General features: G+C 56.4%; 24 protein-coding genes and 1 pseudogene. 5 read left to right on the top strand and 20 right to left on the bottom strand.

Translation table 11 applies throughout. The features are described 5' to 3' along the window. Positions 1-17: 17 nt before the first annotated feature. From queG to ABC395_RS22750, 10 genes are all read right to left on the bottom strand, one after another. Positions 18-1,265: a tRNA epoxyqueuosine(34) reductase QueG gene (queG, locus tag ABC395_RS22705; RefSeq protein ID WP_413006103.1), complete on the bottom strand. Its 1,248-nt coding sequence runs from the start codon at positions 1,263-1,265 to the stop codon at positions 18-20. 143 nt (positions 1,266-1,408) lie between these two features. Next, on the bottom strand, positions 1,409-2,017 hold the full coding sequence (lepB, locus tag ABC395_RS22710; RefSeq protein ID WP_413006104.1) for a signal peptidase I: 609 nt from the start codon (positions 2,015-2,017) through the stop codon (positions 1,409-1,411). Position 2,018: 1 nt separating this feature from the next. Further along, entirely contained in the window at positions 2,019-2,570 is a 552-nt protein-coding gene (locus ABC395_RS22715; RefSeq protein ID WP_413006105.1) for a DUF402 domain-containing protein, read from the bottom strand. Positions 2,571-2,856: 286 nt separating this feature from the next. Then, a complete protein-coding gene (locus tag ABC395_RS22720; RefSeq protein ID WP_103996524.1) occupies positions 2,857-3,288 on the bottom strand; it encodes a GNAT family N-acetyltransferase in 432 nt (143 codons plus the stop codon). Between the two features lie 396 nt (positions 3,289-3,684). After that, complete coding sequence (locus tag ABC395_RS22725) at positions 3,685-5,007, bottom strand: 6-phospho-beta-glucosidase (RefSeq protein ID WP_413006106.1); 1,323 nt, start codon at positions 5,005-5,007, stop codon at positions 3,685-3,687. Positions 5,008-5,030: 23 nt separating this feature from the next. Further along, complete coding sequence (locus ABC395_RS22730) at positions 5,031-5,993, bottom strand: N-acetylglucosamine kinase (RefSeq protein WP_413006107.1); 963 nt, start codon at positions 5,991-5,993, stop codon at positions 5,031-5,033. 54 nt (positions 5,994-6,047) lie between these two features. Beyond that, on the bottom strand, positions 6,048-7,076 hold the full coding sequence (locus ABC395_RS22735; RefSeq protein WP_413006108.1) for a LacI family DNA-binding transcriptional regulator: 1,029 nt from the start codon (positions 7,074-7,076) through the stop codon (positions 6,048-6,050). A gap of 63 nt (positions 7,077-7,139) precedes the next feature. Beyond that, the gene (locus ABC395_RS22740; RefSeq protein WP_413006109.1) at positions 7,140-8,519 is read right to left on the bottom strand and encodes an ABC transporter substrate-binding protein; all 1,380 of its coding nucleotides are present in this window, start codon (positions 8,517-8,519) and stop codon (positions 7,140-7,142) included. Between the two features lie 31 nt (positions 8,520-8,550). Beyond that, a complete protein-coding gene (locus ABC395_RS22745) occupies positions 8,551-9,435 on the bottom strand; it encodes a carbohydrate ABC transporter permease (protein ID WP_413006110.1) in 885 nt (294 codons plus the stop codon). After that, the gene (locus ABC395_RS22750; RefSeq protein WP_413006111.1) at positions 9,432-10,325 is read right to left on the bottom strand and encodes a carbohydrate ABC transporter permease; all 894 of its coding nucleotides are present in this window, start codon (positions 10,323-10,325) and stop codon (positions 9,432-9,434) included. The genes ABC395_RS22745 and ABC395_RS22750 overlap by 4 nt, the downstream gene beginning before the upstream one ends. Before the next feature lie 416 nt (positions 10,326-10,741). Here ABC395_RS22750 and ABC395_RS22755 point away from each other — a divergent pair, with 416 nt between their 5' ends. Continuing rightward, on the top strand, positions 10,742-10,930 hold the full coding sequence (locus tag ABC395_RS22755) for a hypothetical protein (protein WP_326054579.1): 189 nt from the start codon (positions 10,742-10,744) through the stop codon (positions 10,928-10,930). A gap of 94 nt (positions 10,931-11,024) precedes the next feature. Further along, a pseudogene (locus ABC395_RS22760) lies at positions 11,025-11,640 on the top strand (superoxide dismutase). A 356-nt stretch (positions 11,641-11,996) separates the two neighbouring features. Here ABC395_RS22760 and mutY read toward each other — a convergent pair. Then, positions 11,997-13,346: an A/G-specific adenine glycosylase gene (mutY, locus tag ABC395_RS22765; protein WP_413006788.1), complete on the bottom strand. Its 1,350-nt coding sequence runs from the start codon at positions 13,344-13,346 to the stop codon at positions 11,997-11,999. 308 nt (positions 13,347-13,654) lie between these two features. Between mutY and ABC395_RS22770 the strand changes: the two genes are divergently transcribed. Beyond that, on the top strand, positions 13,655-14,209 hold the full coding sequence (locus ABC395_RS22770) for a hypothetical protein (protein ID WP_413006112.1): 555 nt from the start codon (positions 13,655-13,657) through the stop codon (positions 14,207-14,209). Between the two features lie 363 nt (positions 14,210-14,572). Here the strand turns inward: ABC395_RS22770 and acpS are convergent, their stop codons facing one another. The 9 genes from acpS to ABC395_RS22815 all read right to left on the bottom strand — a co-directional run bounded on the left by acpS (position 14,573) and on the right by ABC395_RS22815 (position 22,329). Then, complete coding sequence (gene acpS, locus ABC395_RS22775; protein WP_413006113.1) at positions 14,573-14,959, bottom strand: holo-ACP synthase; 387 nt, start codon at positions 14,957-14,959, stop codon at positions 14,573-14,575. 457 nt (positions 14,960-15,416) lie between these two features. Further along, positions 15,417-16,226 carry an NAD(+) synthase gene (gene nadE / locus ABC395_RS22780; RefSeq protein ID WP_413006114.1) on the bottom strand — a complete coding sequence of 270 codons (810 nt, stop codon included), beginning with the start codon at positions 16,224-16,226 and terminating at the stop codon, positions 15,417-15,419. Between the two features lie 133 nt (positions 16,227-16,359). Then, on the bottom strand, positions 16,360-18,645 hold the full coding sequence (locus ABC395_RS22785; protein WP_413006115.1) for a glycosyl hydrolase family 18 protein: 2,286 nt from the start codon (positions 18,643-18,645) through the stop codon (positions 16,360-16,362). 503 nt (positions 18,646-19,148) lie between these two features. Further along, a complete protein-coding gene (locus ABC395_RS22790; protein WP_103996459.1) occupies positions 19,149-19,583 on the bottom strand; it encodes a BrxA/BrxB family bacilliredoxin in 435 nt (144 codons plus the stop codon). A 125-nt stretch (positions 19,584-19,708) separates the two neighbouring features. Next, positions 19,709-19,837 (bottom strand): hypothetical protein, encoded by a 129-nt coding sequence (locus tag ABC395_RS22795; RefSeq protein WP_258042510.1) that lies wholly within the window; start codon positions 19,835-19,837, stop codon positions 19,709-19,711. A 277-nt stretch (positions 19,838-20,114) separates the two neighbouring features. After that, on the bottom strand, positions 20,115-20,816 hold the full coding sequence (locus tag ABC395_RS22800; RefSeq protein ID WP_413006116.1) for a PspA/IM30 family protein: 702 nt from the start codon (positions 20,814-20,816) through the stop codon (positions 20,115-20,117). A 2-nt stretch (positions 20,817-20,818) separates the two neighbouring features. After that, complete coding sequence (locus ABC395_RS22805; RefSeq protein ID WP_413006117.1) at positions 20,819-21,334, bottom strand: PspC domain-containing protein; 516 nt, start codon at positions 21,332-21,334, stop codon at positions 20,819-20,821. Positions 21,335-21,337: 3 nt separating this feature from the next. Then, on the bottom strand, positions 21,338-22,000 hold the full coding sequence (locus tag ABC395_RS22810; RefSeq protein WP_103996456.1) for a PspA/IM30 family protein: 663 nt from the start codon (positions 21,998-22,000) through the stop codon (positions 21,338-21,340). A gap of 35 nt (positions 22,001-22,035) precedes the next feature. Then, positions 22,036-22,329, bottom strand: coding sequence for a LiaF transmembrane domain-containing protein (locus ABC395_RS22815; RefSeq protein WP_009676300.1), 294 nt, complete (start codon positions 22,327-22,329; stop codon positions 22,036-22,038). Between the two features lie 226 nt (positions 22,330-22,555). On the opposite strand from ABC395_RS22815, the gene ABC395_RS22820 reads away from it, so the two are divergent. Together ABC395_RS22820 and ABC395_RS22825 are read left to right on the top strand one after the other, a co-directional pair. Then, positions 22,556-23,611 (top strand): metallophosphoesterase family protein, encoded by a 1,056-nt coding sequence (locus ABC395_RS22820; RefSeq protein ID WP_413006118.1) that lies wholly within the window; start codon positions 22,556-22,558, stop codon positions 23,609-23,611. Between the two features lie 115 nt (positions 23,612-23,726). Next, positions 23,727-25,289: a spore germination protein gene (locus tag ABC395_RS22825; protein WP_413006119.1), complete on the top strand. Its 1,563-nt coding sequence runs from the start codon at positions 23,727-23,729 to the stop codon at positions 25,287-25,289. The last annotated feature ends 10 nt before the right edge of the window (positions 25,290-25,299 follow it).

The following is a 25,299-nucleotide window of genomic DNA, read 5'->3' on the forward strand; positions in this document are numbered from 1 at the left end:
TCCGGCTGCCCGCGGGGCTATCTCGCCGCCGGTCCCTCCCCGGCGTCGTCCGCCCGGGGCCCTCCGGCCGCTCCGGCTGCCGGGCCGCCGCCGCTCGGCGTAAGCCCGGCGAGCTTCCGCGCCGCCTGGTCCAGCTCGGCAAGCACCGCTTCGTCACGCTCGCCGCGCTGCGCCCGGAGGACGGCGTCAAGCGCTGCCTCGCCTCCGATCTTGCCGAGCGACCAGGCCGCCGTGGCCCGCAGCTCCGGACGCGGATCGTCCTTCAGCAGAGAAGCGAGCACCGGAACGGCGGACCGGTCCTTGAAATTGCCCAGCGCCAGCACCGCATTGCGCTGAATGGGCTTGCGCCCTCTCCAGGCCGCCGAGCTTCTTCCGAAGCGCTCTTTGAATTCCCGGTTGCCCATGGTGAGCAGCGGGACCAACAGGGGCTTCACGACGTCGTGGTCCGGCTGAAGATCTTCGTGGTGCGTCCAGTTCTTGCCCTTGTTCACCGGGCAGACGATCTGGCATGTGTCGCATCCGTACAGCCGGTTGCCGATCTTCTCCTTGAACTCGTCCGGGATCATTCCCTTCGTCTGCGTCACGAAGGAGATGCACCGGCTGGAGTTCAGCTGACCCGGCCCGACAAGCGCTCCCGTCGGGCAGGCGTCAATGCAAATCCGGCATTCCCCGCACTGGTCCATAATAGGAGTATCGGCGGGGAAAGGAAGATTTGTAAGCAATTCGCCGAGGTAAACCCAGGAACCCCATTCCGGTGTGATGACGGCGCAGTTTTTGCCGATCCAGCCGATTCCCGCCCGCTCGGCCACGGCACGGTCCGCAAGAGCGCCGGTATCGACCATGTCCATAAACCGTACCCCGTCGACGCGTTCTTCCAGAAACGCTCCCAGCCGCTTCAGCCGGTCCCTCAGAACGAGATGGTAATCGTCGCCCCAGGCGGCCCTGGCCAGCATGCCCCGGTAAGCGCCCGCTTCCGAACGCGGAGGGTTGACCAGCTTGGAGGGATAGGCAACCGCGATGGCCACGATGGATTTGACGCCTTCGAAGCTGCGTTCGGGGTTGACGCGTTTATCGATATCCGGTTCTTCAAAGCCGGATTCGTAGCCCTTCTCGCGGTGCTGAAGAAGAATATCCTTCAAATCGTGAAAAGGCTCCGCCGAAGCGAATCCGATTTTATCGATCCCTAGCGACGGCGCCGCCTGGATGATTTCCTGCTTCAGCAGAATCAGCTCCCTTTCGGAAGCATTCGCGAGTGTTATCCGCATGTCTATCCCTCCTTCCGTATGCTCTAAGATGAACCCGCTTGTCAGCTCCGTCTGCCGCAGCGAGTTTAAAGTCTGTATTCCCGCCTCACGGGCTCTTCAAGAGTCTCTGCTCCCCAAGGTATTATTTGCAGTCGCAAAGCTTTCTAAAGACCTCTCAGGGCGTCTGGAGGCCATATGATCCATTCTGCCCGCCCGACCAGCGAACTAACGGCTGCGGGGCCGAAACTCCGGCTGTCGAGACTTGCTCCGTTGCGCCGGTTATCGCCCATGACGAAGCAGTAACCGGTTCCTACGGTAAACGGACCGTAATCGCCGTCCCCGATCCTTTGATCCGTATAAGGCTCCTTCAGTTCCTCCCCGTTTACGAAAACCTTGCCGTCGGTAATTTCAAGCCGGTCACCGGCCGCAGCCACGATTCTCTTGACCAGATACGGGCGTTTTATTTCCGTGCCCGTCCCATCCGGTTCTCTCAGAACCACGACGTCTCCCCGGCTGAAACCTCCGGTCCAAGATACCGTTTTATTCACAAAAAGCCGCTGCCCTTCATGCAGGGTCGGCTCCATCGATATTCCGCGGACGGCGGAAATGTTGAATCCGTACCGCTGAATAACGGCAGCAGCCAGAATAATTACAACGAAAGTCCCGAGCCTGCTCCAGTTTCTCTTCCCGGTAATCCGCCCGCCTCCTTGCACTCCGCCCTTCTCCGGTGTGTGTATGGAAGAAGACCGCGGTTCCCGTCCGGAATCCGTCACCTTAAGCCTCCGTTTCCCTGTCCTTCCACAGCTGATAGTACCGCCGGACGCTTTCGTCCCCGAACGGGGCGTCCTGTTTGCCGATCCGTTTCAGCAGAGCGTCCAGCCCCGCCTTTACTTTCGACTCGACCAGCGGAGTATACCTGTACAGCGCCTTATGCTGCTCGTACTCCTCCCGGTCCACGACATGAACGTCGCCTCCGGCCATCCGGATCACATCCAGATCATAATCGATGTAGGTAATGACGTTGCCCGCCCGGTAAAACGGCGAGGCCACGTTGCAGTAGTAGCGCACGCCCCCTTCCTCAAGAAGAGCGACGATATTGTACCATTCCCCGGGTATAAAAAAAGAGACGCCCGGAATCCGGCTTGTCCATTCCTTCCCGTCCGCTTCCTGGATTTTCGTCTGGTTGTTGATAAACACGTACATGTTTTCTCTCTGGTGTTCGGGATGGAGCTCGTGCCGGGGCACTTTCCAGTTCTCCAGCCACATCCGGTGCAGGTGACCGTCGTGCTTAAAGCTCTTAATGACAAAGTGTTCGAAAGATTCCATTGAAATTGCCCCTCTATATAAACCGTCTCATCCGGCGAATGCTGCTTATGCTCATAAATTCATTGTTGTTGTTCGTCCGTTGAAATTCAATAGGTTAAAAACGGTTGAAACGGAATAGCCGGTTCCGCGTAGAAAAACTAAACGCAGCGACTAAAAAAGCTCCCTACGGAGCCCGTTCTTCCATGCAAAAAAGAAGTGGTTACAATAAAGGCATACCTTCCTCCCGGGAGCGGAGCCTGTCCGCCAGCGACAAAAAGATATGCCTTCATTATACTATAATTGACCCCTACATGCTTGCTTTCTTTACAATGCTGAGCCGGTTTGCCGTTCTCGTAAAATCGGAGTGATTGTATCCCGCCGACTCGTAAACAGGCAGCACCATTTCATTGTGATGATCGACTGTGACAAGAATGCGTTTAACCTTACGCTGCATAAAACGCTGCTTCATTCCTTCAATCAAAGCCTTGCCGATTCCCTTGCGGCGATGCCCGGGTGCAACTGCCAGACGGTAATAGTATCCTTTGTTGTCATCGATGGTTCCGATAACCATACCGACCAGCTCATCCTGCTCTTCCGCAACCAACACTAATTCGCCGTCCCACGACAGCTGCTTGGCAAACGCCTGCATCGTTTCCTTGTAACAAGGATCGCTGAGCGCTTCCTGAAGCAGATCGGAGATCAGGCTGTAATCAGACAATCGAAAAGAACGAACACGCATGAGGTCCACTCCCACAATATCAATTTTTCGGTGTAAAAATAATTTTACGACAAAAAACGCCGAAAATCCTCCCTTTTTTTCAAAAAACACCGCCTTTTCTTAATAAATCTCTTGAAAGCGCTTAATAGGAAGCGTTTACATGTGTTTTTGTGCTTTTTTTCGCCTAAAAAGTCCTTCTTCTTCCAGCAGTTTCATAGGCCTCATCTTGAGGGGGATCATATTAGGCGCCTGCTTCTTCCTTTTATCCGGAAGCAGTTTCCGAAAAATAGCTGCCGCTTGCGCATAAAAAAACCGCCGGGTTCTCCCGGCGGTCCATTCGCTTCTTTCCATCAGCGGAGTTGTCTGTTCGATTATCATTCGTTCTTTTTTGCCGGCAATTATTAGGGGCACACAAAGTTAAACGTTCGAATGTTCGGCGGGGGGAAAGAAATTGGGCAGATACGCGCGGTTCTGCTCCAGCATTTCATCCAGCATTTTTTCGGCCGTATTGACCGATGAAATGAGCGGGTGGTGGGCAAGCGCCTGGAGGGCGATGCTTCTGTCTCCCGTAACGGCCGCCTCGATCGCGAGGATTTCGTACGTTTTCACGGCATGGATCAAGCCTTTGACAGCCTCCGGCACGCGGGTTACCCCAACCGGAATCGGTCCCTGACGGGTCACCACACAGTTCACCTCGATGCTGGATTCGTTCGGAAGGAAGTCCAGTATGCCGTCGTTGCGCACATTTAGGGTCTGAATATCCCTTGTGTCGTTATAAAGGGAGCACATCAGGTTAACCGCGGCTTCGGAATAATAAGCACCGCCGCGCTTTTCCAACTGCTTCGGCTTCTCGGCCAGATCCGGGTCCTTGTAGAGCTCGAAAAGCTCGTCTTCGACCCGCTTCACGACCTCGGCGCGCGTGCCGTCTTTCTTCGACGCCTCGATTTGTTCTTCCAGCATTTCATCCTTCAGGTAGAAATACTTGAGATAGTAGGAAGGAACCGCGCCCAGACCGCGGATAAAGCTTACGTTCCATTCCATCTGAGGCACGTTTTTCGCGGAATATCCGCTGCCGCTGCCGACGAGCTCCTCCAGCTTCGATTCCCCGTTCACGGTAATCTGTGTGATCCAGTGAAGGTGATTGAGACCGACGAACTCGGTATAAATGCTCGACACCGGAACGTCGTATTCTTTCATCAGCCATTTGTGCATGCCGATCGGAGCGTTGCAGAGGCCGATCGATTTGATGGAGCTGTGCTTGGAGATTGCCTCCGTCACCATGCCGGCCGGGTTCGTAAAGTTGAGCAGCCACGCGTCGGGGCACAATTCTTCCATGTCGCGGCAGATGTCGAGCAGAACCGGTATCGTCCGGAACGCCTTCATCATGCCTCCCGGTCCGGTCGTTTCCTGGCCGATGACGCCGTATTTCAGCGGGATGGACTCATCCCAGGCGCGGGCTTCGAGCATGCCGACACGCATTTGCGTGGAGACGAAGTCTGCGCCCGGCAGAGCTTCCCGGCGGTCCAGCGTCAGATGAACCTGGATCGGCAGGCCGGATTTCTCGACCATGCGCTTCGCCAGGCTGCCGACGATGTTCAGCTTCCATTCGCCCTGCGGGATATCGACGAGCCAAATTTCACGAATCGGCAGCTTGTCGTAATTCAGAATAAATCCTTCCACGATTTCCGGTGTATAAGAGGAACCCCCACCGATGACGACGATTTTCAAGCTTTTGTCCATCTCTCTCACTCCCCGATTTTGGTTTACATCTTTAACTGTTTCAGTTTCCCGCTGACTTCCTCGCTGACCGTCAGACCGCCGCGTTCCATCGCAAGCAGGACGGAACCCACTACCGGCTCGGCGTCCAGCCGGCGGATCGTGCTTGCCGGAGCCGCTTTCTTCGCCGCGTCTACGATGTATTTCTCGATGTAGTCGCCGTTTCCGCGCATCAGCACACTGCCGGCGAGCACGACGTCGAACTCTTCTCCGGCCATGCCGAGCTTGTTCACGATCGCTTTGACCGAGAGGCCGATTTCCTCGCCCTGCTCCTTCAAAATATCGCGGGCTACCCCATCCCCCTGACCGGCGGCCGTGAAGAGCAGCTTGGCGAGTTCCAGCGGAACGGACTTGTTATGGTCGAGAAAATCGTGGAACATGTCCCCGACCGTCTCGTAACCGAGCTGCTCCAGCACAAGTCCCGTCAGCAGGGTCTGCTCTCCCCGTCCGTCCCAGGCGCGGACGACCGAGCGGAACGCTTCGACGGCAAGGCCGCCCCCGCCGCCGAAGTCGCCGTACATGTAGGTGAAGCCGCCGCACTGGTAGGCTTCGCCCTGCCGGTTCATGCCCGAGCAGTTCACGCCGGTGCCGCAGATGGCGACGACGCCGTAAGGCTTCGTCGTGCCCGCCCTCATGGCGACGATCGTATCGCAGGCGAGATCCCAGTTCGCGAAGCCGATCGGCTCCAGGAGCTTCCGCAGAATGCGGAAGTCGATCTCGCGGTCCGCCCCCGCCAGACCGAAGTAAGCGAATGCGATATCCGCTTTCGTCAGGCCCGCCTCGCGGAGCGCCTCGTCCACGGCGGCGCCGATGCTTGCGGCCGCCCGGTCGTGATGAATTTGATGATTCCCCATGCCGCTTCTGCCGGTGCCGACCACCCGGCCGGTTTCATCGGCGATAACCGCGTAGGTTTTGCTGCCTCCCGCATCCATACCCAAATAATAGTTCACAGTTCTCCATCTCCCGTATCAAGCGATTGTTCTTCTATTTCACAGCTCCTGTTTTTATCTATCTATTTCGATTGTTCTGCCGTCCGGAGACGCCGTGGATTCACGCACGATCAATTTCGGCTCCAGCTTCACCGATGCATTCCGTTTCTGCGTGCCGTTCACGATCTTCAGCAGCAGCTTCACCGCCTCCTGGGCCATCCCCTCGGACGGCTGACGGACTGTCGTCAGCCTGGGATGTATCGCCGACGAGAAGGCTTGGTCATCGTAACCGATGACGGAAAGATCGCGCGGCACGTGAAGTCCCGCGTCGCGGAAGGCCTCGATTACGCCCAGCGCGATGAAATCGTCGGCGGCGAATACCGCCGTCGGCCTCCCGCCCTCCGCCAGCCAGCTCTTGGCGATGTCGAAACCGCTCCGGATATCGAAATCCGAATCCACCAAAAGAAACGGGGGATGCCCGGCTTCCGCCATGGCATCGATATAGCCCCTTTTCCGCTCCCGCGCGCTCCGGTAAAGTTCAGGACCCGCGATATGCGCGATTTTGGTGTGCCCGAGACTCAGCAGGTGGCGCGTCGCCTCCAGTCCGCCCATATAGTTATCGACGTTAACGACCGAGGCGCTCATGTCTTCCTGCTGGTTATCCACCAGAACAAATGGGATCTTTTTCCTCTTCAACTCCAGGACGTCGTTTTCCTCCTTCAGAGGAGAAAGTACGATAATTCCGTCCACTCTGTCTTCCTGGTACAGAAAGTTGCTGCCTTCGCCCCAGTCGGAATCGCTCGTGTCCGGTCCGATGGACAGCGCCAGAAAATAGCCGTGTTCCTTCAGCGCGTCGTTCACGCACTTGACGATCCCGTCGAACAGGGAATCTTGCAGGGTCGTAAGCGTAAGACCGATTACGCCCGTCTTCCCTCTGGCGAGGCTCCTTGCGGCCGAATTGGGCCGGTAATCAAGCTCCTTGATGGCCTGGCGTACTTTCTGCCGGTTGTTTTCCCTCACCGTAGGCGAGTCGTTCAGAACGCGGGAGACGGTCACGACCGATACTCCCGCTCTTTTTGCTACGTCAAATATGCTTATTTTCATCCAATCGAACTCCCAACGTCGGAATCCCACCATGCAGCGGGGCTGGTCAAGAGTCCGACTGTGTTATTTTTTCTGCCTTTTCGCCAAAACGTCGTTAATGTGCTTCTCCAGATCCGGCATAACCTCGTCGACCGATTTTTTGCCGTTCTCGATCGGCTCCATTTCGTTTTTGATGATCGTATTAAGCTCCGCGTAGCCCGGGATCATGTGATTCCAGGATTCCACGCCGTACTTCAGACCGCCCTCGTATACGTTCTTAAGGTCCTTCGGATCGATGTTCTGGAAGTAGCTGAAATACTTCTCGGCCGCTTGCGAGTTTGACGGCGGTGTGCCTCCGCTGAGTTCGACCGCTTTCTCCTGCGTTTCCTTGGAAAGCTGGAATTTGATCCACTCCAATGCCTCTTTCGGATGTTTGGAGTCTTTAAGGATGAACAGGGGATCGACGAACAGCACGTCTCTCGCTTTCTCGTTCTTGCCGGCCGGGACGGCCGCTACGCCGACTTTAAAGCCGAAATCGTTGGAGCCGGCAAGCAGCCAGGCACCTCCGACGGACATCGCCACTTTGCCTGCGGCAAACGGATCTCCGCCTTCGCCCGCGACTGCTTTGGACGTAACGGGATCGATCATGCTCTTGTCTTTGTGCATCATGTCGAAGATCGTGCGGTAAGCTTCCTTCACTTCGGGCGAATTAAACTTGGAAACTTCCGGGTTGCCCCCGTTCTTCGTAAACGTTTCTTCCGGATACGGGCTGGCACCGAAATAAAGCGGTCTCATATCTCTCTCGGACCATCCCCAATCGATGCCGTATTGGGTATCGTTCAGGTTTTTCGATATTTTGGTCAGCTTCTTGGCATTCTCCTGCATCTTCTCGAACGTCCACGATTTGTCTTCATAATCGGACGGAGGGTACGGAATTCCTGCCTTGTCAAACATATCCTTATTATATACGAGAACCGATACGTAACTATAGACAGGAATTCCATAAGTTTTGCCATTGACTTTGTAGATATCCATCAAATGGTCTGAAATCCCGTAATCGGAAGCCTTGAAATTGTCTTCTTTCAGAAGATCCGTGATGTCGCGGACCAAGCCTTTGTTGTAATATTCCGCGAAGCCCGCATCCCCCCAGTGGGAAGTCACGTCCGGCGAGTTGCCTGCGGCCACCATGCTCTGAAGCTTCGACTCAAACTGCTCGTAAGGAGCTTTGACCACCTTAACCTTGATATTGGGGAACTTCTTCTCGAATTCCGGAATGAGCTCCTCCACGTAGGCTTTGTCAGGCGCATCCTGGGTATAGTGAGTGATCGTGACGGTTTCTCCCGATTTGCCGGAGCCTTCCTTCCCCTCGGTCTTCTTGTCTCCCCCGGAACAGCCTGCCAGCGTTACCGACGCCGCCAATACGGCCGCGAGCGTCATATGATACGGTTTTCTAGTCATCCACATTTCAGGTAGACCTCCTTATAGTTTCCCTCTGTTATTTCACACCCGTCAGCACGATGCTTTGTACGAAATAGCGCTGCGCGACGGAGAATAAAACCAGAATCGGTACCAGCGCCAGCAAAGATGCGGCCATAACGACGTTCCAGGAAGGAGGGCGCGTGGTCGAGGACACCATGCCGGCCATGCCGATCGGCAGAGTGAACTTCTCGGTCGAGTTCAGATAAAGCACCTGCCCGAGCAGGTCGTTCCAGCTCCAGATGAAGGAGAAGATGGCGACGGTCGCCAGGGCCGGACCCGACAGCGGCAGCGCGATGCTCCACCATTGGCGGAGCTCCGAACAGCCGTCGACCTTGGCCGCTTCGAAAAGTTCATTGCTCAGAGAGGTATAGAACTGCCTGAGCAGGAATATAAAATAGGCGGAGCCCAAGAAAGCCGGAACGATCAGCGGCAGGAACGTATCGATCCACCCCAGTTCCTTGAACAGGATGAACTGCGGGATCATAACGGCCGGGTAAGGCAGCATCATCGTCGCCAGCAGAAAAGCGAAAAGGGCGTCCTTGCCCTTCGCTCGGTACCGCGAAAAGCCGTAGGCGACCAGTGCGGAGGAAAGCACCGTGCCGATCACCGTCATAATGCCGATGAGCAGGCTGTTTTGATACCAGTTGAGAAAATCGAGCTCGAACAATTTTTTGAAGTTTTCCGTTACGAATTTATCCGGCAGGATCGTCGGCGGGAATCTCAGCGATTCCGCCCGTGTCTTGAAAGCCGTGGACAGCATATGGACCGACGGCAAAATCATCAGAACCGACAAGACGATCAGGATGGCGAAGACGCACCAGTCGAACCATGTTCTGCGTCCAGCCTTCAGCCTGGAAGGTTTAAAGGCCCTCGCGGGCTGTGTAGGAACCGTGCTGCTCAAACTCCGTCTCCCCCTTCGTAATGAACGAATCGTTTAGAGCCTTTCATAATAATCAGGGCAAGAACCATGACGACGATCAGCAGCAGCCAGGCCATCGCGGAAGCATAGCCCATTTTGAAATTCTTGAAGGCGTTCTGATACAGGTAATACACATAGAACATCGTCGAATAGTTCGGGCCGCCCTTGGTCATGATGAACGCTTGGGTAAAGACCTGGAAAGATTCGATCAGACTCATAATCAGCTGAAAAAGGAACACGGGCGAGATCATCGGCAGCGTAATGTGCCAGAAGGAGCGGAGGCGCGTTACTCCGTCCAGTTCGGCCGCTTCGTACAGACTTGGCGGAACGCTTTGCAGACCCGCCAGGAAGATGACCATTCCCCCGCCTACCGTCCACAGAGACATGAGCACGAGAGCGAAGATGGCCCACTTCTCGTCGAACAGCCAAAGCGGTCCCGGCAGCCCCAGCAGGCTGAGTCCCTGGTTGAGCAGCCCGCTCTGCGGATTGAAAATCCACATCCAGATCAGAGCCATGGCCACACCCGAAATCATGCTCGGGAAATACATGACCGTCCGGAAAAAACCTTTGAACGGGATTTTCTGATTGAGCAGGAGCGCAAAAAGAAGCGAAAGCCCGAGCTGGATCGGAACGCTCAGCAGCGTATACCGCACGGTAGCCCAAATGGAAATCCAGAAGATATCATCGTGAAACAAATCGACGTAGTTCTGGAAGCCGACCCATTTCGGGGGATTCACAATGTCATACTCGGTAAAACTGTAATAAGCGGACGATACGATGGGATACAGGGCAAACAGGACAGCTCCGATCAGCCAGGGTGAAATGAAGATGTAAAACCAGAGCGTTTGGTGCCTTGCCGTTTTGGTTTTCATGGCATCCTTCCTTCCGAAAGTTAAAACGCTTTAATTTTAGTCTAAAAATAAAAGACATGATTTCCATGCAAACCGATTCGGATTTCTGGATATTATGCCCATTTTTCAGCCTAAAACCTCTTAAACCACTTCAAATTCATCTTCTGTCTTCCGTGTCAGCCTGTTCTCAAAATTAAAAGGGTTTAACTTTTATAGTTTTAAGATAAACGCTTTCATGCGGGGTGTCAATCCCTTATTTGCTTTTTGCAAACAAAATGTACAGCGCTTACAAGTCAGGTTTTAAGTAAAACGTTGTGCTTTCCGCCTCTTCTATATGACACCTATGTCTGCTTCACATCTTCCAGACCCCTTCTTACAGAAAATTTCTGATAATAACTCGCGTTTCCGGTCATTCTTAATAAAAGGAGGTGAAAAAAATGGCACAGCAGGAAAGACGGCATCTGCACGAACTGAGTTCACTGGACGCTTCCGCCTGGGATGAAGAAGAATTATCTTACCACCATTCGGTGATGAGCGAGCTGTCTCCCTGGCTCAACGCACAGGGTACGGCTATACATGCGCAGGTCATCCGGGAGATCGAAAGAAGGCGGGAGAATACGGTCTAACCGACTTAATATACATAAATGTTGATTTACTATCAAAAATCGTCTTATAATAAACAGGTAAGTGTTAACATATCGCTTAGGAGGTATTTAAATCATGGCACATCAATTACCGGCTCTACCTTACCCGAATAACGCACTGGAACCGCACATCGACGCAACAACGATGGAAATTCACCACGACCGTCATCACAACACATATGTAACGAACCTGAACGCGGCACTTGAAGGCCATGCCGACCTTCAAAACAAATCCCTGGAAGATCTGATCAGCGATCTGAACAGCATTCCGGAAGCGATCCGCACTGCAGTGCGCAACAACGGCGGCGGACACGCCAACCACTCCCTCTTCTGGGAAACTATCGCTCCTAACGCCGGCGGTCAGCCTACCGGCGCTTTGGCTCAAGCTATCGACAGCGAGACTGGGCGGTTTCGATAAATTCAAAGAAGATTTCGCCAAAGCGGCTACTACCCGTTTCGGCAGCGGCTGGGCTTGGCTTGCTCTTGGCAAAGACGGCCAGCTGAAAGTATACAGCCTGCCTAACCAGGACAGCCCGCTCTTCGAAGGCGACACTCCGCTTCTCGGACTGGACGTTTGGGAGCACGCTTACTACCTGAAATACCAAAACAAACGTCCGGACTACATCTCCGCTTTCTGGAACGTTGTTAACTGGGATGCCGTTAACAAGCGTTACGAAGCAGCTAAGAAATAATTCCGGTATACGCAAGACGCCCTCCTCAGGGGATAAGCCTGGGAGGGCGTCTTTTTTTATAGTCGGCTGCATGTTGTTTATGAAATGTTATCTGCAAGACATAGAGGCTGTCTGCCTCCCCCATGCGGCTCGCGTTCTTCGTGCCTTGCGCGGCTGAGCGGGAGCGGACAAACGGTGCAAAGGAGAACCGCTGCCGTCGGGCGTGACGCTTCCCAACAGATCCGGAAGCGTTCGGGACGCCACGGCTAATGACCGATGCACTGTAGGAGCTGCGAAGGCACGCTTAGAGCCCTTGTTCCGCTTAGCTTGCTTCCCTGTGAAGCGCATTCAGACGGCGGCGGTCGGTAAGGCCGGGTTTACTTCCCCCATACACCCTGTTCCTCCGCGTACATCTTCAAGACGCGCAGGAACACGTTCGGGAACGCGTAGCGCTCCAGCTCCTCGGGCGACATCCAGCGGTAGCGGTAAGGCAGTTGTCCCGCGGGAGCGCCTCCCTGGCCGCCGAGCCGGCACCGGTACACCTTCATGTCCCAGTAAAGATGGCTGAAGGTGTGGTTCGTGTCGGCGATCCAGCCCTGCGGGAGCACGTCCACGTGCTCCTCATCGGCCAGCGCGGCGCGCAGCTGCTCCATGCTGTACGCGTCGCCCGGCCAGGCTGCGGGAGCGTCGCTCCCCGCAGCGGCGGCTTTGCCGCGGCGGCCCCGCTTCGCCGGCGCTTCCGGCCCGGCGGCCGCGCTGCCGACGGCAGGCTGTGCCTCCGCCGCCGGCCTGTCCGCGCCGGCGGATGCTGCTGCGGCCTCATCTGCCGCAGCAAGAAGCAGCCCCGGCCCACCGGCCGGGCCGGGAGGTTCCGCTGCCGCGAGAGCGCCATGGACTCCGCCTCCGGCGGGCGTCCGCAGCTCTACGTGCGGCAGCTCCCACATGCGGGCGAGGAGGCCCTCCTGGGGCCGCTGGCGGATGAGAATTCGCCCGGCGTTCTCTCCCTCGCCCTCGATCAGGGCCACAAGCCGCCGCTCCGGCTTCGGCGGCTTGGCCTTGCTCTTCACCGGCAGGGTCTCTTCCCTGCCGGCAAGCCGGCCCGAGCAGTGGTCCATGACCGGGCAGGTCAGGCACTGCGGCGAGCGCGGGGTGCAGACCATGGCGCCGAGCTCCATCAGCGCCTGGTTGAAGTCCCCCGCGGAGCCCTCGGGGATGAGCTCGCGGGCCAGCCGCTCCATCCCCACTCTTGCGGCGGGCTTCGCGATATCATCCTCGATGAGGAAGTAGCGCGAAAGCACCCGCATGACGTTGCCGTCGACGGCGGGCTCCGGCTTGTTGTACGCGATGCTGAGAATCGCGCCCGACGTATACGGGCCTACCCCTCTGAGGGAGGAGATATCCTCCTTCGTGTCCGGCACGACACCCCCGTAGCGCTCGTGGACCTCTCGTACGGCCTGCTGGAGGTTCCTGGCGCGGGAATAGTAACCGAGCCCCTCCCACGCTTTCAGAACCTCATCTTCCGGAGCTTCGGCCAAGGCCTCTACCGTCGGAAACAAATCGACGAAGCGGTGAAAATACGGTATCACCGTATCCACTCTCGTCTGCTGGAGCATCACTTCCGAAATCCAAATATAATACGGGTTGCGGCTGCGTCTCCAAGGGAGATCGCGGCGATGTATCAAATACCACGCCAACAAATTGGCGGAGAAAAATTGTTTTTGTTCCATCGGATATTCCACCGGCGGTGTTTTTTCCGTTTTGGATGCCGATTTCGTTTTCTTCGGCTTTACCGGAACTTGTCCTTCTTCGGCCGCTGCCGGCTCATTGCGTTCCTGCTGCCGTTCAAGCTCTGCCACCTGGATTCCCTCTCCTCTCCGGGGCTCACGTTTTGAACACCCACAACCTTTTATTATAAAGCAAATGAGGGAAGGATGGAACCGCCCGGCCTTTGCTTGTTTTTGCGGGCCGAATTGGGTATTCTTGTCGTATTCGGACTTTTTCGGATGATTGGATTCGGGAACGGAGGTTGTACAAAATGAAAGAAGCCCGAACGGCAACCGGCAGACCGGCCGTGATTCCTACCGGTTTCCGCTGGCTCGCGCCTTATCTGGCTGTGTGGGGCATTCAGGGAGTCGTCGCGGCGGCGGTCGATTTCTTCCAGGACTGGATCGACTTGGACTGGCTCGCTCAGGCAGTATTCGCGGCCGCCGTGCTTGCCAGCATCGCGATTTGGGTAAAAACGCGCCGCAAAGCCGGCGCCGCGCGCGAAAGCTCCATCACTCTGGTTATGCTCGCCTTCCCCGCCGTTATGCTGATCGGCGCCGTGGCCGTGCTCGAATATGTGCAGGCCGTCGGCCCTTATTTCGTCGCTCTGTTGAGAGCGTTCCTGCTCTCGGCCGTATTCGTCCTGCTCGGAGCGGCCGCCGACCGCCGTCTCTTCTGGCTCGGCCTGTGGCTCTTCGCGCTTACGATCGTGATGGCCCTCTGGTATTTGGGCTACTCGGGCGTTATTTTGCAGGGAATGAGCGGGCTCAGCCTGCTTGTGTGCGCCTGGTCCCTGACAAGGCCGCCGGCATTAGTAACGAGATAGCGCCGCAAGTTCCTGCAGCCGCGTGTCTCGTGTGCCCCGTCTTACGTGCCGCATGCCAAGCACTCCGCTTGGCCGCCGGCCCGGCACAGACATGTTTCATCTTTGTGGCGAGGAGCGCCGAGCGCGATGCCGCGCTCGCCTCGTTTGCCGCCGTCAGCCGCAAGGCCGCACACATGGTCCTCCGGGCGCAGACCCGGACAGCACGAACAGCACGGACAGCTTCCGGTAACGGGCTGTCTTTTTTTTGCGCCCGAAAGTTATAAGTTACACGACGTCCCGCCCCTTGTACAGCGCTCAGTCGGCCACTTTGACGCATCACGGACTGCAATCGGGAGAGCGTCCGGCTAACGCTTCCTCTTCCGGCTAAACCCGCTCGACAACCGCATAAGCCGCCGCCATCGTTTCCGTGTGCGTGATGCTCAAATGAACGACAACGTCCTGTCCGAGTCCCAGACGCTGCCTGGCCCCCTCGGATAAAAAGCAGTGGGGCTTGCCCGCTTCGTCCGGCAGGACGCTGACGTCATGAAAGCCGGCCTGGCGTCCGATCCCGCATCCCAGCGCCTTTACCACGGCCTCTTTCGCGGCAAAACGTCCTGCCGTAAACTCAGCCAGCCTGCCTCTTTTTCCCGCCGCAAGCCGCTGTTCCTCTTCCGTTAAAATTCTCCGCATGAAGCGCTCGCCGCTCTCTTCCCGCAGAAGCCCCGCTACACGGGCGATATCAACCATGTCCATTCCGACCCCGATAATCATCCTCAAGCCTCCGTTACTCTTCGTTATTTCGGTTCGTTCACCTTGCCTGATTGTGGCACGGCCATTCCGCAAGGTCAAGCCGGGACGTCCCGCACAGGGCAAGGATGAGAAATCCGCTCAAGACAACCGCATTGCTGTCCTGCCGGTATCATGCTTAACCATCGCCATGTGACGCCAGGCACCGTAGGGCCGGAGCTTCGCGCGGTATGGAAGGGATTCTCCCGCCGCTGCTCCCGGACTTGCGGATCCGTGCGGCTTCACTTGTGTCGATCTCAGCCGCAACTTGTTCCGCTCCGCTAAAAGAACAACGGAATCGCTCTCTTCCGTTCCTTTGTTAGCCGCGCGCAAATGCCAAAGAAGCGGAAGAGCCCGGCTCTCCGCTTCTTCATTTCCTTTTACCGAAAAGAACGCTATCTCCGATATACACCGGCCGGACAGGCTCTGCCCGAATCCCGGTTTAGATGCCGGGAATGCTGTTGCGCTTATGTCTCGTCTTCATATAATGCTTCTCAAGCTTCTGCGCGGCTTCGGGATTAATCTCTTTGCCTTCCAGATAGTCGCTGTTATCTTCGTAGCTTACACCGAGCTCCTTCTCGTCCGTCTGCCCTTCCCATAGTCCGGCAGTCGGCGCTTTATGCAGGACGCTGTCCGGAACGCCCAGTCCGGCCGCCAGAGCTCGTACTTGACGCTTATTGAGGGAGCTGAGCGGAGTGATATCGACCGCGCCGTCGCCCCACTTCGTAAAGAAGCCCGTAATCGCCTCGGAAGCATGGTCCGTACCGACGACGAGCAGGTTCATTTCGAAAGCGATGGCGTACTGGACGACCATCCGGGTTCTCGCTTTCACGTTTCCCTTGCCCTCTTTGCTCATATGGCGGGAGTCTCCCGCATTTTTCAAACCGAATTCGACTTCGAGCGCGATTTCGTTCACCGCTTCTTCGATGTTGGTTTCCATACGGTATTTGAGGTTAAAAGCATCTGCCGTCGCATAGCTGTCATGAATATCCTCTTGAGTCCCGTACGGCTGGAAGACGCCGACCGTCTTACACTCTTTGCCGCTCTCCTGCGTCAGCTCGTCCGTCGCTATTTTACACAGACCGGCGGCTACCGCGCTGTCGATGCCCCCGCTGATGGCGATAAGCAGGCCGGATACGCCCGCCGTTTTTACATACTGCTTCAGAAAATCGACACGTTTACGGATTTCTTCCTGAACGTCGATCTGCGGTTTAACGCCAAGTTCCTGGATAATCTCCTGCTGCAGGCTCATTAAAAAAATCCTCCTTCTCCACACCTAAGGTTTGAACTTATATTACCACAAAGAAAACCGCCCCAACCACCAAAAGGACGGCCGGGACGGTTTTTCATGTCAGATTACCTTACTTCAAAAAGCCGCGCAGCGTTTAGCTGCCCGTTACGACAATGTTCGTCGGCTGGGCTTTAACTAGTCCCGCGCCTCCGAAAGTAACGGTTGCTCCGGGCTGAAGCGTGTTGTTCCAGCCTGCGCCTTTAATCACGAAGTGGTTGTTGGCGGAGCTGACGATGGACGCATCCCAGACGGATGTGATGCTGCCCGTGTAGTCGAATTCCAGCTTCCAGTTCGTAATCGGGGTCGTACCCGTATTTTTGATGGAGAAGCTGAAGTTGTAGCCGGTTCCCCAATCGCTCGTCACCGTGAAAGTCGGCTGAACCGGAGATCCGGGGTTCGTCGCAGGGTCCGTCGTAACGGATACGGATGCCGGGGCGGAGACGTTGCCCGCCGCGTCCTTCGCTTTGACCGTGAACGTATAAGCCGTGTTCGGCGTAAGATCCGTCACGTTGAGGCTTGCAGCCGTTGTGGAGACGGTTTTCGTGCCGTAAGTGACGTCATAGCCCGTAACGCCGACGTTGTCCGTGGCGGCCGTCCAGCTCAGTGCAACGCTGGTGGATGTTTTGCCGGTAGAGACGAGATTCGTTACCGCTGTCGGTGCTTGAGTATCCGGAGTGGTCGTGCCGCTCGCCGTCGTAACGGTTACGGAAGCCGGGGCGGAGACGTTGCCTGCCGCGTCCTTCGCTTTGACCGTAAACGTATAGGCGGTGTTGGCCGTCAGCCCCGTGATATTGGCCGACGTTCCGGTCGCATTTACCTTCGTCGTGCCGTAGGACACTTCGTAACCGGTTACGCCGACGTTATCCGTGGCGGCCGTCCAGCTCAACGCTACGCTGGTCGACGTTTTGCCGGTGGAAATCAGATTCGTAACCGCTGTCGGTGCCTGAGTGTCCGGAGTTGCCGGAGTCTGAAGGTCGGCGGCTACTTTATCGAGCAGCTTGACGGTGCAGGAGAATTTAGGGCTGGTGCGGCAGTCGGAGCTGGTTTCCCAGAACATCGCGCCGGCCAGTCCTTTGCTTTTGATATAAGCCGTTTTGGCGGCAATGGACTGCGTGTCTTCATAGGAGATGAACGTGCCGCTCGTCGGGTTGAACAGATACGGCGTTTTGGTCGTGTCGTTCCAGTAGCGGGTGAAGCCGTTCTTGTTTACGTAGTTGGCCATGAGATCGCCGTAATCGAACGTGCCGCTGTTGCCGGACGCCCAGTCGTCCCATGTGCCGGTCGGCAGAACGTTGCCGTCCCAGCCCCCTACGCACGTCTGGTACTGGCCGTCATTGTTCGGTCCGGGAGGGCAGCCCTTCCAGCCTTTGCCGTAGAAAGGAAGACCGAGCACCAGCTTGTCGGCCGGAACGCCCGACTGGAAGTAAATATCAACCGCGTCGCTCGTGTTGAACTTCTTGATTTCGCCCGTGGACGGATCGTTCGGGTCCGGGTAAAGCGCCGCGTTATGGTTCGTCGACTTTTCCCAGCCGCCGTGGAAATCGTATGTCATGATGTTGATCCAATCGACGGTTTTGGCGATCTCGGAAAGCTCCGTGTTGTTCGCATACTTCTGGCTGGCTCCGGATGCGATGGTCAGGAGATATTTCTTGCCGTCCGCCGTTCCGGCCGCGTCCAATTTCTCGCGGACTTTTTTGAGCAGAAGCGTGTAGTTCTGCTTATCCGCAGGGCTGTAAGTGTTGCCGGACAGGCCGCCGGCTACCGGATACTCCCAGTCCAGATCCACGCCGTCAAAGCCGTACGTGCGGATAAACTCGACAGCGGAGTTCGCGAAAGTTTCGCGCGTCGCCGCGCTGGCAGCCGTTTCCGAGAAACGGTTGGACCAGGTCCAGCCGCCCACGGAGATAAGCGTTTTGAGCGACGGGTTCTTTTTCTTGAGGTCGCGCAGACCCGCGAAGTTGCCGCAAAGCGCCTTCTGGTCACACTCCTCGTATGAGTAGCCTGCATATGGCGTATTTACGTCCGCCCATGGCTCTCCAAGCACGATCGTTCCATTCGGTACGGGTTTGGACTGAAGGGGCACGTGAGAGTCCGTGCAAGACCACGTTTGCTTGTTAGGGCTGTCGGCGGAATTGTTGCCGTGCACGCCGCCCCAGCAAATGTCCGCAAAGGCATAATTCAAATGAGTCATTTTGGAGCCGTCGATATCTTTAACTTGATAATTGCGGCCGTAAATTCCCCAGGAAGTAAAATATCCGACGATTTTGGCCGGTTCGGCTGCCGAGACTCTGCCCGCGCCCGTGTTAAACAATGGGAGCAACGCCAGCAAGAGCGCAAAGAAGCTCAACCAGGTCATTTTTATTTTTTTGTTGCTTTTCATTCATTTCCCTTCTTTCTCGTTAAAATGGACAACCTTTTCATTCTTAGTAAACGCTTTCAAAAACCCTCCTTTGCTTGCTTCGTTCCGCCGCTTTGCAGTCGGCGTCCTGCCGCCGTTTGTACCTCGCCGCTCATCCCGATCATTATCCGCATAATCACCTCCTCCGGCCGCATGAGAAACCCATGCCGTCTCCGGATTCAGCCGTTCAATGTACACTCACGTCCACGGACGTTCCCCGTCCGGGAAAAATCGCAGCCCGGCTTAAAGCCCCGGCCTCTTTTCCCCACATTTTGGAAACGCTCTCTTTATATTAAAACTTTACTCAATTCCTCCGGGATGGGCTATAGTCTGAAATGCTCATCGTGTTAGGGCCACATGACTAATTTAAGCCGTTCGCCGCCGGAAAACCGTTTCGCCCCGCAAGAAAAAAGCCCCCGCATCCGTCAAAAGACGGCCGCAGGAGCTTGCTTTATCGAGAACGGACCCGGTTAACGGCCGCGTTCTTATTTGCAGTACTTCTCGAAGGCATCCGTCAGATCGCCGGCAATCATGTCGGCGGAACGGTCTTCGATCTGGTGGCGCTGGATAAAATGCACCAGCTGGCCGTCTTTGAACAGCGCGATCGAAGGCGACGAAGGCGGGTAAGGCGCCAGATATTCACGGGCTTTAGCCGTCGCTTCTTTCTCCTGACCGGCGAAAACGGTATACAGGTGATCCGGCTTCACTTCGTTCTGCAGAGCTTTGGCAACGCCCGGACGGCATTGGCCCGCGGCACATCCGCAAACGGAGTTGATAACGAGCAGCAGCGTTCCTTCGGCGTTCTCCAGCGTCTCCGCTACCTGCTCGGGCGTCAGAAGTTCCTTCACGCCGATGCGGGTCAAATCCTCACGCATTGGTTGTACCATGTCTCTCATATATGAGTCAAAAGACATCACCATAATCGGTTCACTCCCCTGTGATCAATGTCATGGACATTTTCTTTTCCATCCCATTATACAATTGAGGGAAAAGAAAGCAAAGGGGCTGGATCAGATCCGCCGCATCCGCAAGGACCTAAGTGCTGCTACGTCGCGGGAAAATTCGGCCCGCTCAGTTTTTTGTCGACACCGCCGGATTCGGACGGGGTGCTTTTGCGCTGCTTGTTTTCTTTTTCGTGAATATCCTGCTCTTTGGAATTGTTGGATTTAGTCATTCGGGGTTCATCTCCTTTCTTTTCCGTAGTATGCGCTCCGCATCCGGGTGCAATTCGCTCCTGCCGACCGTGCGCGGCGCGCCGTCCGAGAGGTCAATCGCCCCTAACACAAGAGTACGGACAAAAAAGCCTCCGGAGTCCGATCTCCGAAGGCCAGAACAGGTATAGCTGTGCAAGAGGTACCGCTTACTGCGGGGTTGAACCGGCCGGGGCCGCGGAATTCCTGCTCTGAATTCCGGAAGGCCGCCGGTCAATTAAAGCTGCGTGCTTCAGCCGATTACTTCTCGGCTTTCGCTCCGCCGCCGATTTTGTTCTTCAGCTGCTGGAGCTGCTCGTCGACTTTGGCCTTTTTGGCGGAGTCGGACGGGTTGTAGCTGGAAGCGCTGCTGTAGCCGGATGCCGGTACGTAAGGCTTGCGGGCGATTTCCGCTTCCACTTCCAGCTGGATGATTTTCTCTTCGATACGCTGGAAGCCTCTGGAGGCATTGCCGCTTTCGATTACGCCGTTGTAGCTCACTTGCGCCATCTGCTTCTTCGCTTTAGCCAGTTGCGTGCGGGCCGCAAGCTCGTTGCGCTTGTTGCGCAGCTTGTAATACTCGTCTTTCATGTCGTGAAGCTGCTGGGTCAGCTCGGATGCTTGACCTTTGGAAGCTTCGTGAAGATCGGTATACTCGGCGATTTTCTCGTCGTGATACAGCTTCTCTTCAAGCGCTTGGCGTGCCGCTTGCTCTTCTCCGTCTTTCAGCGCGGCAGCCGCTCTGCCTTCACGGTCGGCGGACAGGCGTACGCTTTCTTCCAGGCGCTGTTTCAGCTTGCGCTCGTTGGCGATTTGCTTCGCCACGGTAACTTCCGCTTTCGCGATTTCTTCTTCCATGTCGCGGATATACTGGTTGAGCATAACGACCGGATCTTCGACCTTATCCAATACCTCGTGAATAGACGCCTTCGTCATATCTTTAATTCTCGAAAAAACTCCCATGTTTATACATCTCCTTTGGAATCGTTATTGGTTGGTTTTTGGTGCTTTTCCAGGCGGTCGAGTTTGCTTCTGAGCTCCTCGATTTCGCGCTGCATCGCTTTTTTCTCGATATCTTTCATCATTTCATCGATATTATCGGCCTTGGGCGCTCCGAAAGAGGAACCCGCGGCGGACTGCTGTCTGCCGTTTCTGGCTTCTTTGCCGTTCCAGCCGTTGTAAGCCTGGTTGCCGCCGTAAGAGCCGCCGTAGTTATTGTTGTTGGGATTGCCGTAAGGACCGTAGGAGTCTCCGCCGTACGGGCCCGGTCCGTAAGGGCCGCGCGGTGGGTCGAAGCCCGGTTCTTTAGGCACGATAAAGCTGGCGATGAAGTAAAGCAGGATCAGCGAACCGCTGGTGATGAATACCGCGACGACTGTGAGCAGCCGCAGCAGGGTTGCATCGACGTTCAACACATCCGCAAGTCCGCCGCAAAGTCCCGTTACTTTCTTGTCGGTGCGCGAGCGGTAAAGTTTTCTCATGTATTATGACTCCTCCCGGTTAATCTTGCGGCGCAGTGCCTCAAGCTCCTTCTCTAAAGCCGGATTCGGGTTCTCGGAGCCGCCTTCCCGGGTTGCACGGCGCAGGTCGCGAAGGACGTGTGCCTGCATCTCCATATCGGATACGTGCTCTTCCATCCGGTAAAACATGCGGGGCGACGAGGAACCGTCTCCGTAGCCCAGGCGGGCGTTCAGCCGCTGCTGCAGCCTTGCCGACTCCATGCGGGCCATGTAGTAGCCGCGCTTGTCGAGTACTTCCTGGTAATCGGCGCGCATGGCCTGAAGCTCTTCTTCCAGCTCGGCGGCCGACTGTCTCGCCTGCTCGTAGAGGCCGCGGTACTGGTCGCTGCGCTCTTCGGCTTGAAGCTTCTCGTGAAGGATCATGCGGGCCATGTTCTCTTCGCCCGCTTTCAGGGCGAGTGCGGCTTGCTGCTCGCGTTTCTCTTTCGTTTCCAGTGCGCTTAAGTATTGTTGTCTCAGCGAAGAGGCGTGTGCCGAACACTGCTGATGCAGCCGCTCGCTTTGCATGAGCTGTTCTCTCTTGGCCGAGAGATATTGGTCGATCAGGCGGATGGGATCTTCGCTTTCCTCCAGCCGCTCGTTCAGCGTTGCTACCGTTATATCACGAATTCGTTTCAGAATGCTCATTGTATTTACCACCTTCTTTTATCAGCGTCTTGGCCTTATGAATTGGATGTGCCTTTCAGCATCGATACACCGAACGCGATCATGGCGACAGCGATCAGGATAATGAACAATGTCGTCATTTTGCCTAGAAGGGCGAAGATCCCGAGGAGGGCGATTACCCAGCCCAGCTTGCTGCCTCTTTGAATCCCGAAGTAGCCGACCACGATCATTCCGATCGGAATCAGGTAACTCATAATCGGCCCCAGGTGAATGCCCAGTTTGCCGAGAATCAGCCAGGCTCCGAATGCGATCAGCACGATCGCGAGGCCCATGTTAGGATTGCGTTTCATCTTTTTGCGTCACCGCCTTTCGTTGTCGTTATCTTATGTCTTTATTCTAGTCGACAGCGGCATTCGCCAAAACGGACTCGCGGCGGTTTTTGGTCCTGGACCTAAGTCGGGGCCGGTATCAGACCTGAGGATAACCGGGCTCCGGCCGGGGTCTTACGCATAGAAAACAGGCGGCAAGGAACACTAACCCAAATGATCCTGACGATGGAAACGGAGGGGTTGCTCCGTGAAGTGTTTACCCTGCGCCGCCGCGGTTTTTCTGCTCTGCTGCGCAGCCATCTGCCTTCCGGCGCAGCGCCGGCAAGAGACGCCTGCGGCAAAAGCGCTGCCTGCCGCAGCGGCTGCGCAGCGGCCCGGGCAGCAGGCCGGAGCGGACGGCGGACGTCCGTCCGCTTCGGAAGATACGCCGCCGGCGCTGCTGACGTTTTCCGTGCTGAGCGATATTCATATCGAGGCGCACGACAAGCTGTCGCAGGAACTCCTGCGGACGGCCTTGCTGGATCATGCCGCTTTGGCGCCTGAAGGCGGCATGATGGTGCTTAACGGCGACTTGACCGGCGGCAATCCGGCGGATTACGACGCGCTGGCGAAGGTGCTGAACGCCATGCCCCACCCGCCTCTTCATGCGACGATGGGCAACCATGAGTATTACCGGATGTGGCGCACGCCTTTCGGCTCTGCCGATACGTCAAAACTCAATCCGTTCTGGTCCACCCGGCAGGCGGTGGAGCTGTTCACCCGCTCCTTCGGCTACGAAAAGCCCTATCACGCGGCTGAAGCGGCCGGATACACGTTTATCTTCCTTAGCGGGGAAGGCTACCGGGACGTCGATAAAGATGCCCGGGAAGACGCGTACTTGTCGGCGGAGCAGATGAACTGGTTTGCCGGCCGCTTGTCCGAAGCTTCCCGGACGCATCCCGGCAGGCCGGTCTTCGTCTTCCTGCACCAGCCGCTTGTCCATACGCTGAAAGGCTCCGGGCAGGAACGGGGGGTTACGGACTATAAGGCGTTCCGCCGGGTCTTAGAAGACTACCCGCAGGCCGTTCTTTTCTCCGGCCATTCCCATTATGACTGGAGTCTCGGCGGTCAGGCGGTCCGGACCGGCTTTCTCTCCGTCGGTTCTTCCTCGGTACGGAAAGTGCTTGATTTCAGCGAAAAGCCGGTGCAACCGCCGAAGAGCGAGAGTCTTCTTGTCCGGGTATATCCCGACAAGCTGGTCATCCGGGTCCGGGAGCATTACAGCCGGTCGTGGATCGGCTCTTACGTTCACAACCTGCGCTAAGAAGCCGTCCTCGGACACACGGCCGGTTCCGGCGCCTTGCTTTTTACAGATGCCGTCCCTTGACTCCCGCTCCGTTCATCCAAGCCGTTCATTTAATAAGAAAGGAGAAAGCCGCGTGGTCTCATCGTTCATTCCGTTTCCCCGCCCCGGCTATTCGGAGCTGTACCAGGAAAGATTAAGCCGCAGCCTTCCGTTCAATATTCTTCGCACCCGTCAGGTTACCGGAGACAGCGTGGATATCCAGCATCGTGAATTCCGGATAGGGGAAGCCGGAGAGAACGGGGTCAAAGCCGCTCTTTTCTATACGGAAGGGCTTGTGGAGAACCAGGGAGTAGACCAGTTTATTCTTCAGCCGATTATGACGCAGATGAAAAGCATGCGCATCGAACCGGGCCATACGCAGGAGGTGATGTCGCTGCTGGAGGATTACTATATCACCGCATCCGGCGTGCAGCGTGCCGAAAATATGGGGCTTATCATCGAGCTGCTCAACAGCGGCAGCGCCATTCTGTACCTGGACGGTATAGATACGGCGCTGGCGGTCGATCTTACCGGCTGGAAGGAACGCGCCATCGAGGAGCCGTCCAGCCAGGGAGTCATCCGCGGGCCGAAAGCCGGCTTCACGGAGTCCATCAAGACGAACCTGTCGCTGGTGCGCCGGAGAATCAACGACGCCAGCCTCCGTTTCGACGGGCAGAAAATCGGCGACGTAACCAAGACGAGCGTGGTCGTCGCTTATATCAGCGGAATCGTGAACGAAGATGTGCTGGCGGAGCTGAAACGACGGCTGAGCCTGATCGAGACGGACTCCATTCTCGAAAGCGGGTATGTAGAGGAATTCATCCAGGAAACCGCCTGGAGCCCGTTTCCTACCTTGTATTCAAGCGAGCGTCCGGACGTGGTCGCCGCGCAGCTGCTTGAAGGCCGGGTAGCCGTATTTGTCGACGGCACTCCCTTTGTACTGGTGGCGCCCGCCCTGTTCGGGGAATTTTTTCATTCTCCCGAAGATTACTATAACCGTGCGGACATCAGCTCGCTGCTGAGGCTGCTCCGGTTCGTCAGCTTTCTGATCGCCCTGCTGGGCCCCTCCATTTATATTGCCATTACTACGTTTCATCAGGAAATGCTGCCGACGGACCTGCTGTTCAGCCTGGCTTCCCAGCGGGAGGGTGTGCCGTTCCCCGCTCTATTGGAAGCTTATTTAATGGAAATCACTTTCGAGATCATCCGTGAGGCCGGTATCCGCATGCCCCGGGCAATCGGGCAGGCCGTATCCATCGTGGGAACGCTTGTCATCGGTCAGGCCGCCGTAGATGCGGGCATCGTGTCGGCGGCCATGGTTATCGTGGTCTCCATCACGGCGATCTCAAGCTTCGTTATTCCCGCATACAATTTATCCATCTCGGTGCGGATTTTGCGCTTTCTGTTCATGCTGCTGGCGGCCACCTTCGGGCTGTTCGGCGTTTCGACGGGACTCATCCTGCTTGCCCTGCATCTGTGCCATATGTCCTCCTTCGGAATTCCATATATGGCGCCCTTTGCGCCTTTTCAGCTGAACGAGCAGAAAGATACGCTGATCCGGCTGCCGCAGTGGCTGCTTAACAAGCGGCCGAGACTGCTCAGCCGCAATACGTGGCGTCAGCCGCCTCCCGGCAAAAATCCGGCACCCCGAAAATAAAGGAGGCTGC

Source organism: Paenibacillus canaveralius, assembly GCF_047238265.1.
Lineage (GTDB): Bacteria > Bacillota > Bacilli > Paenibacillales > NBRC-103111 > Paenibacillus_F.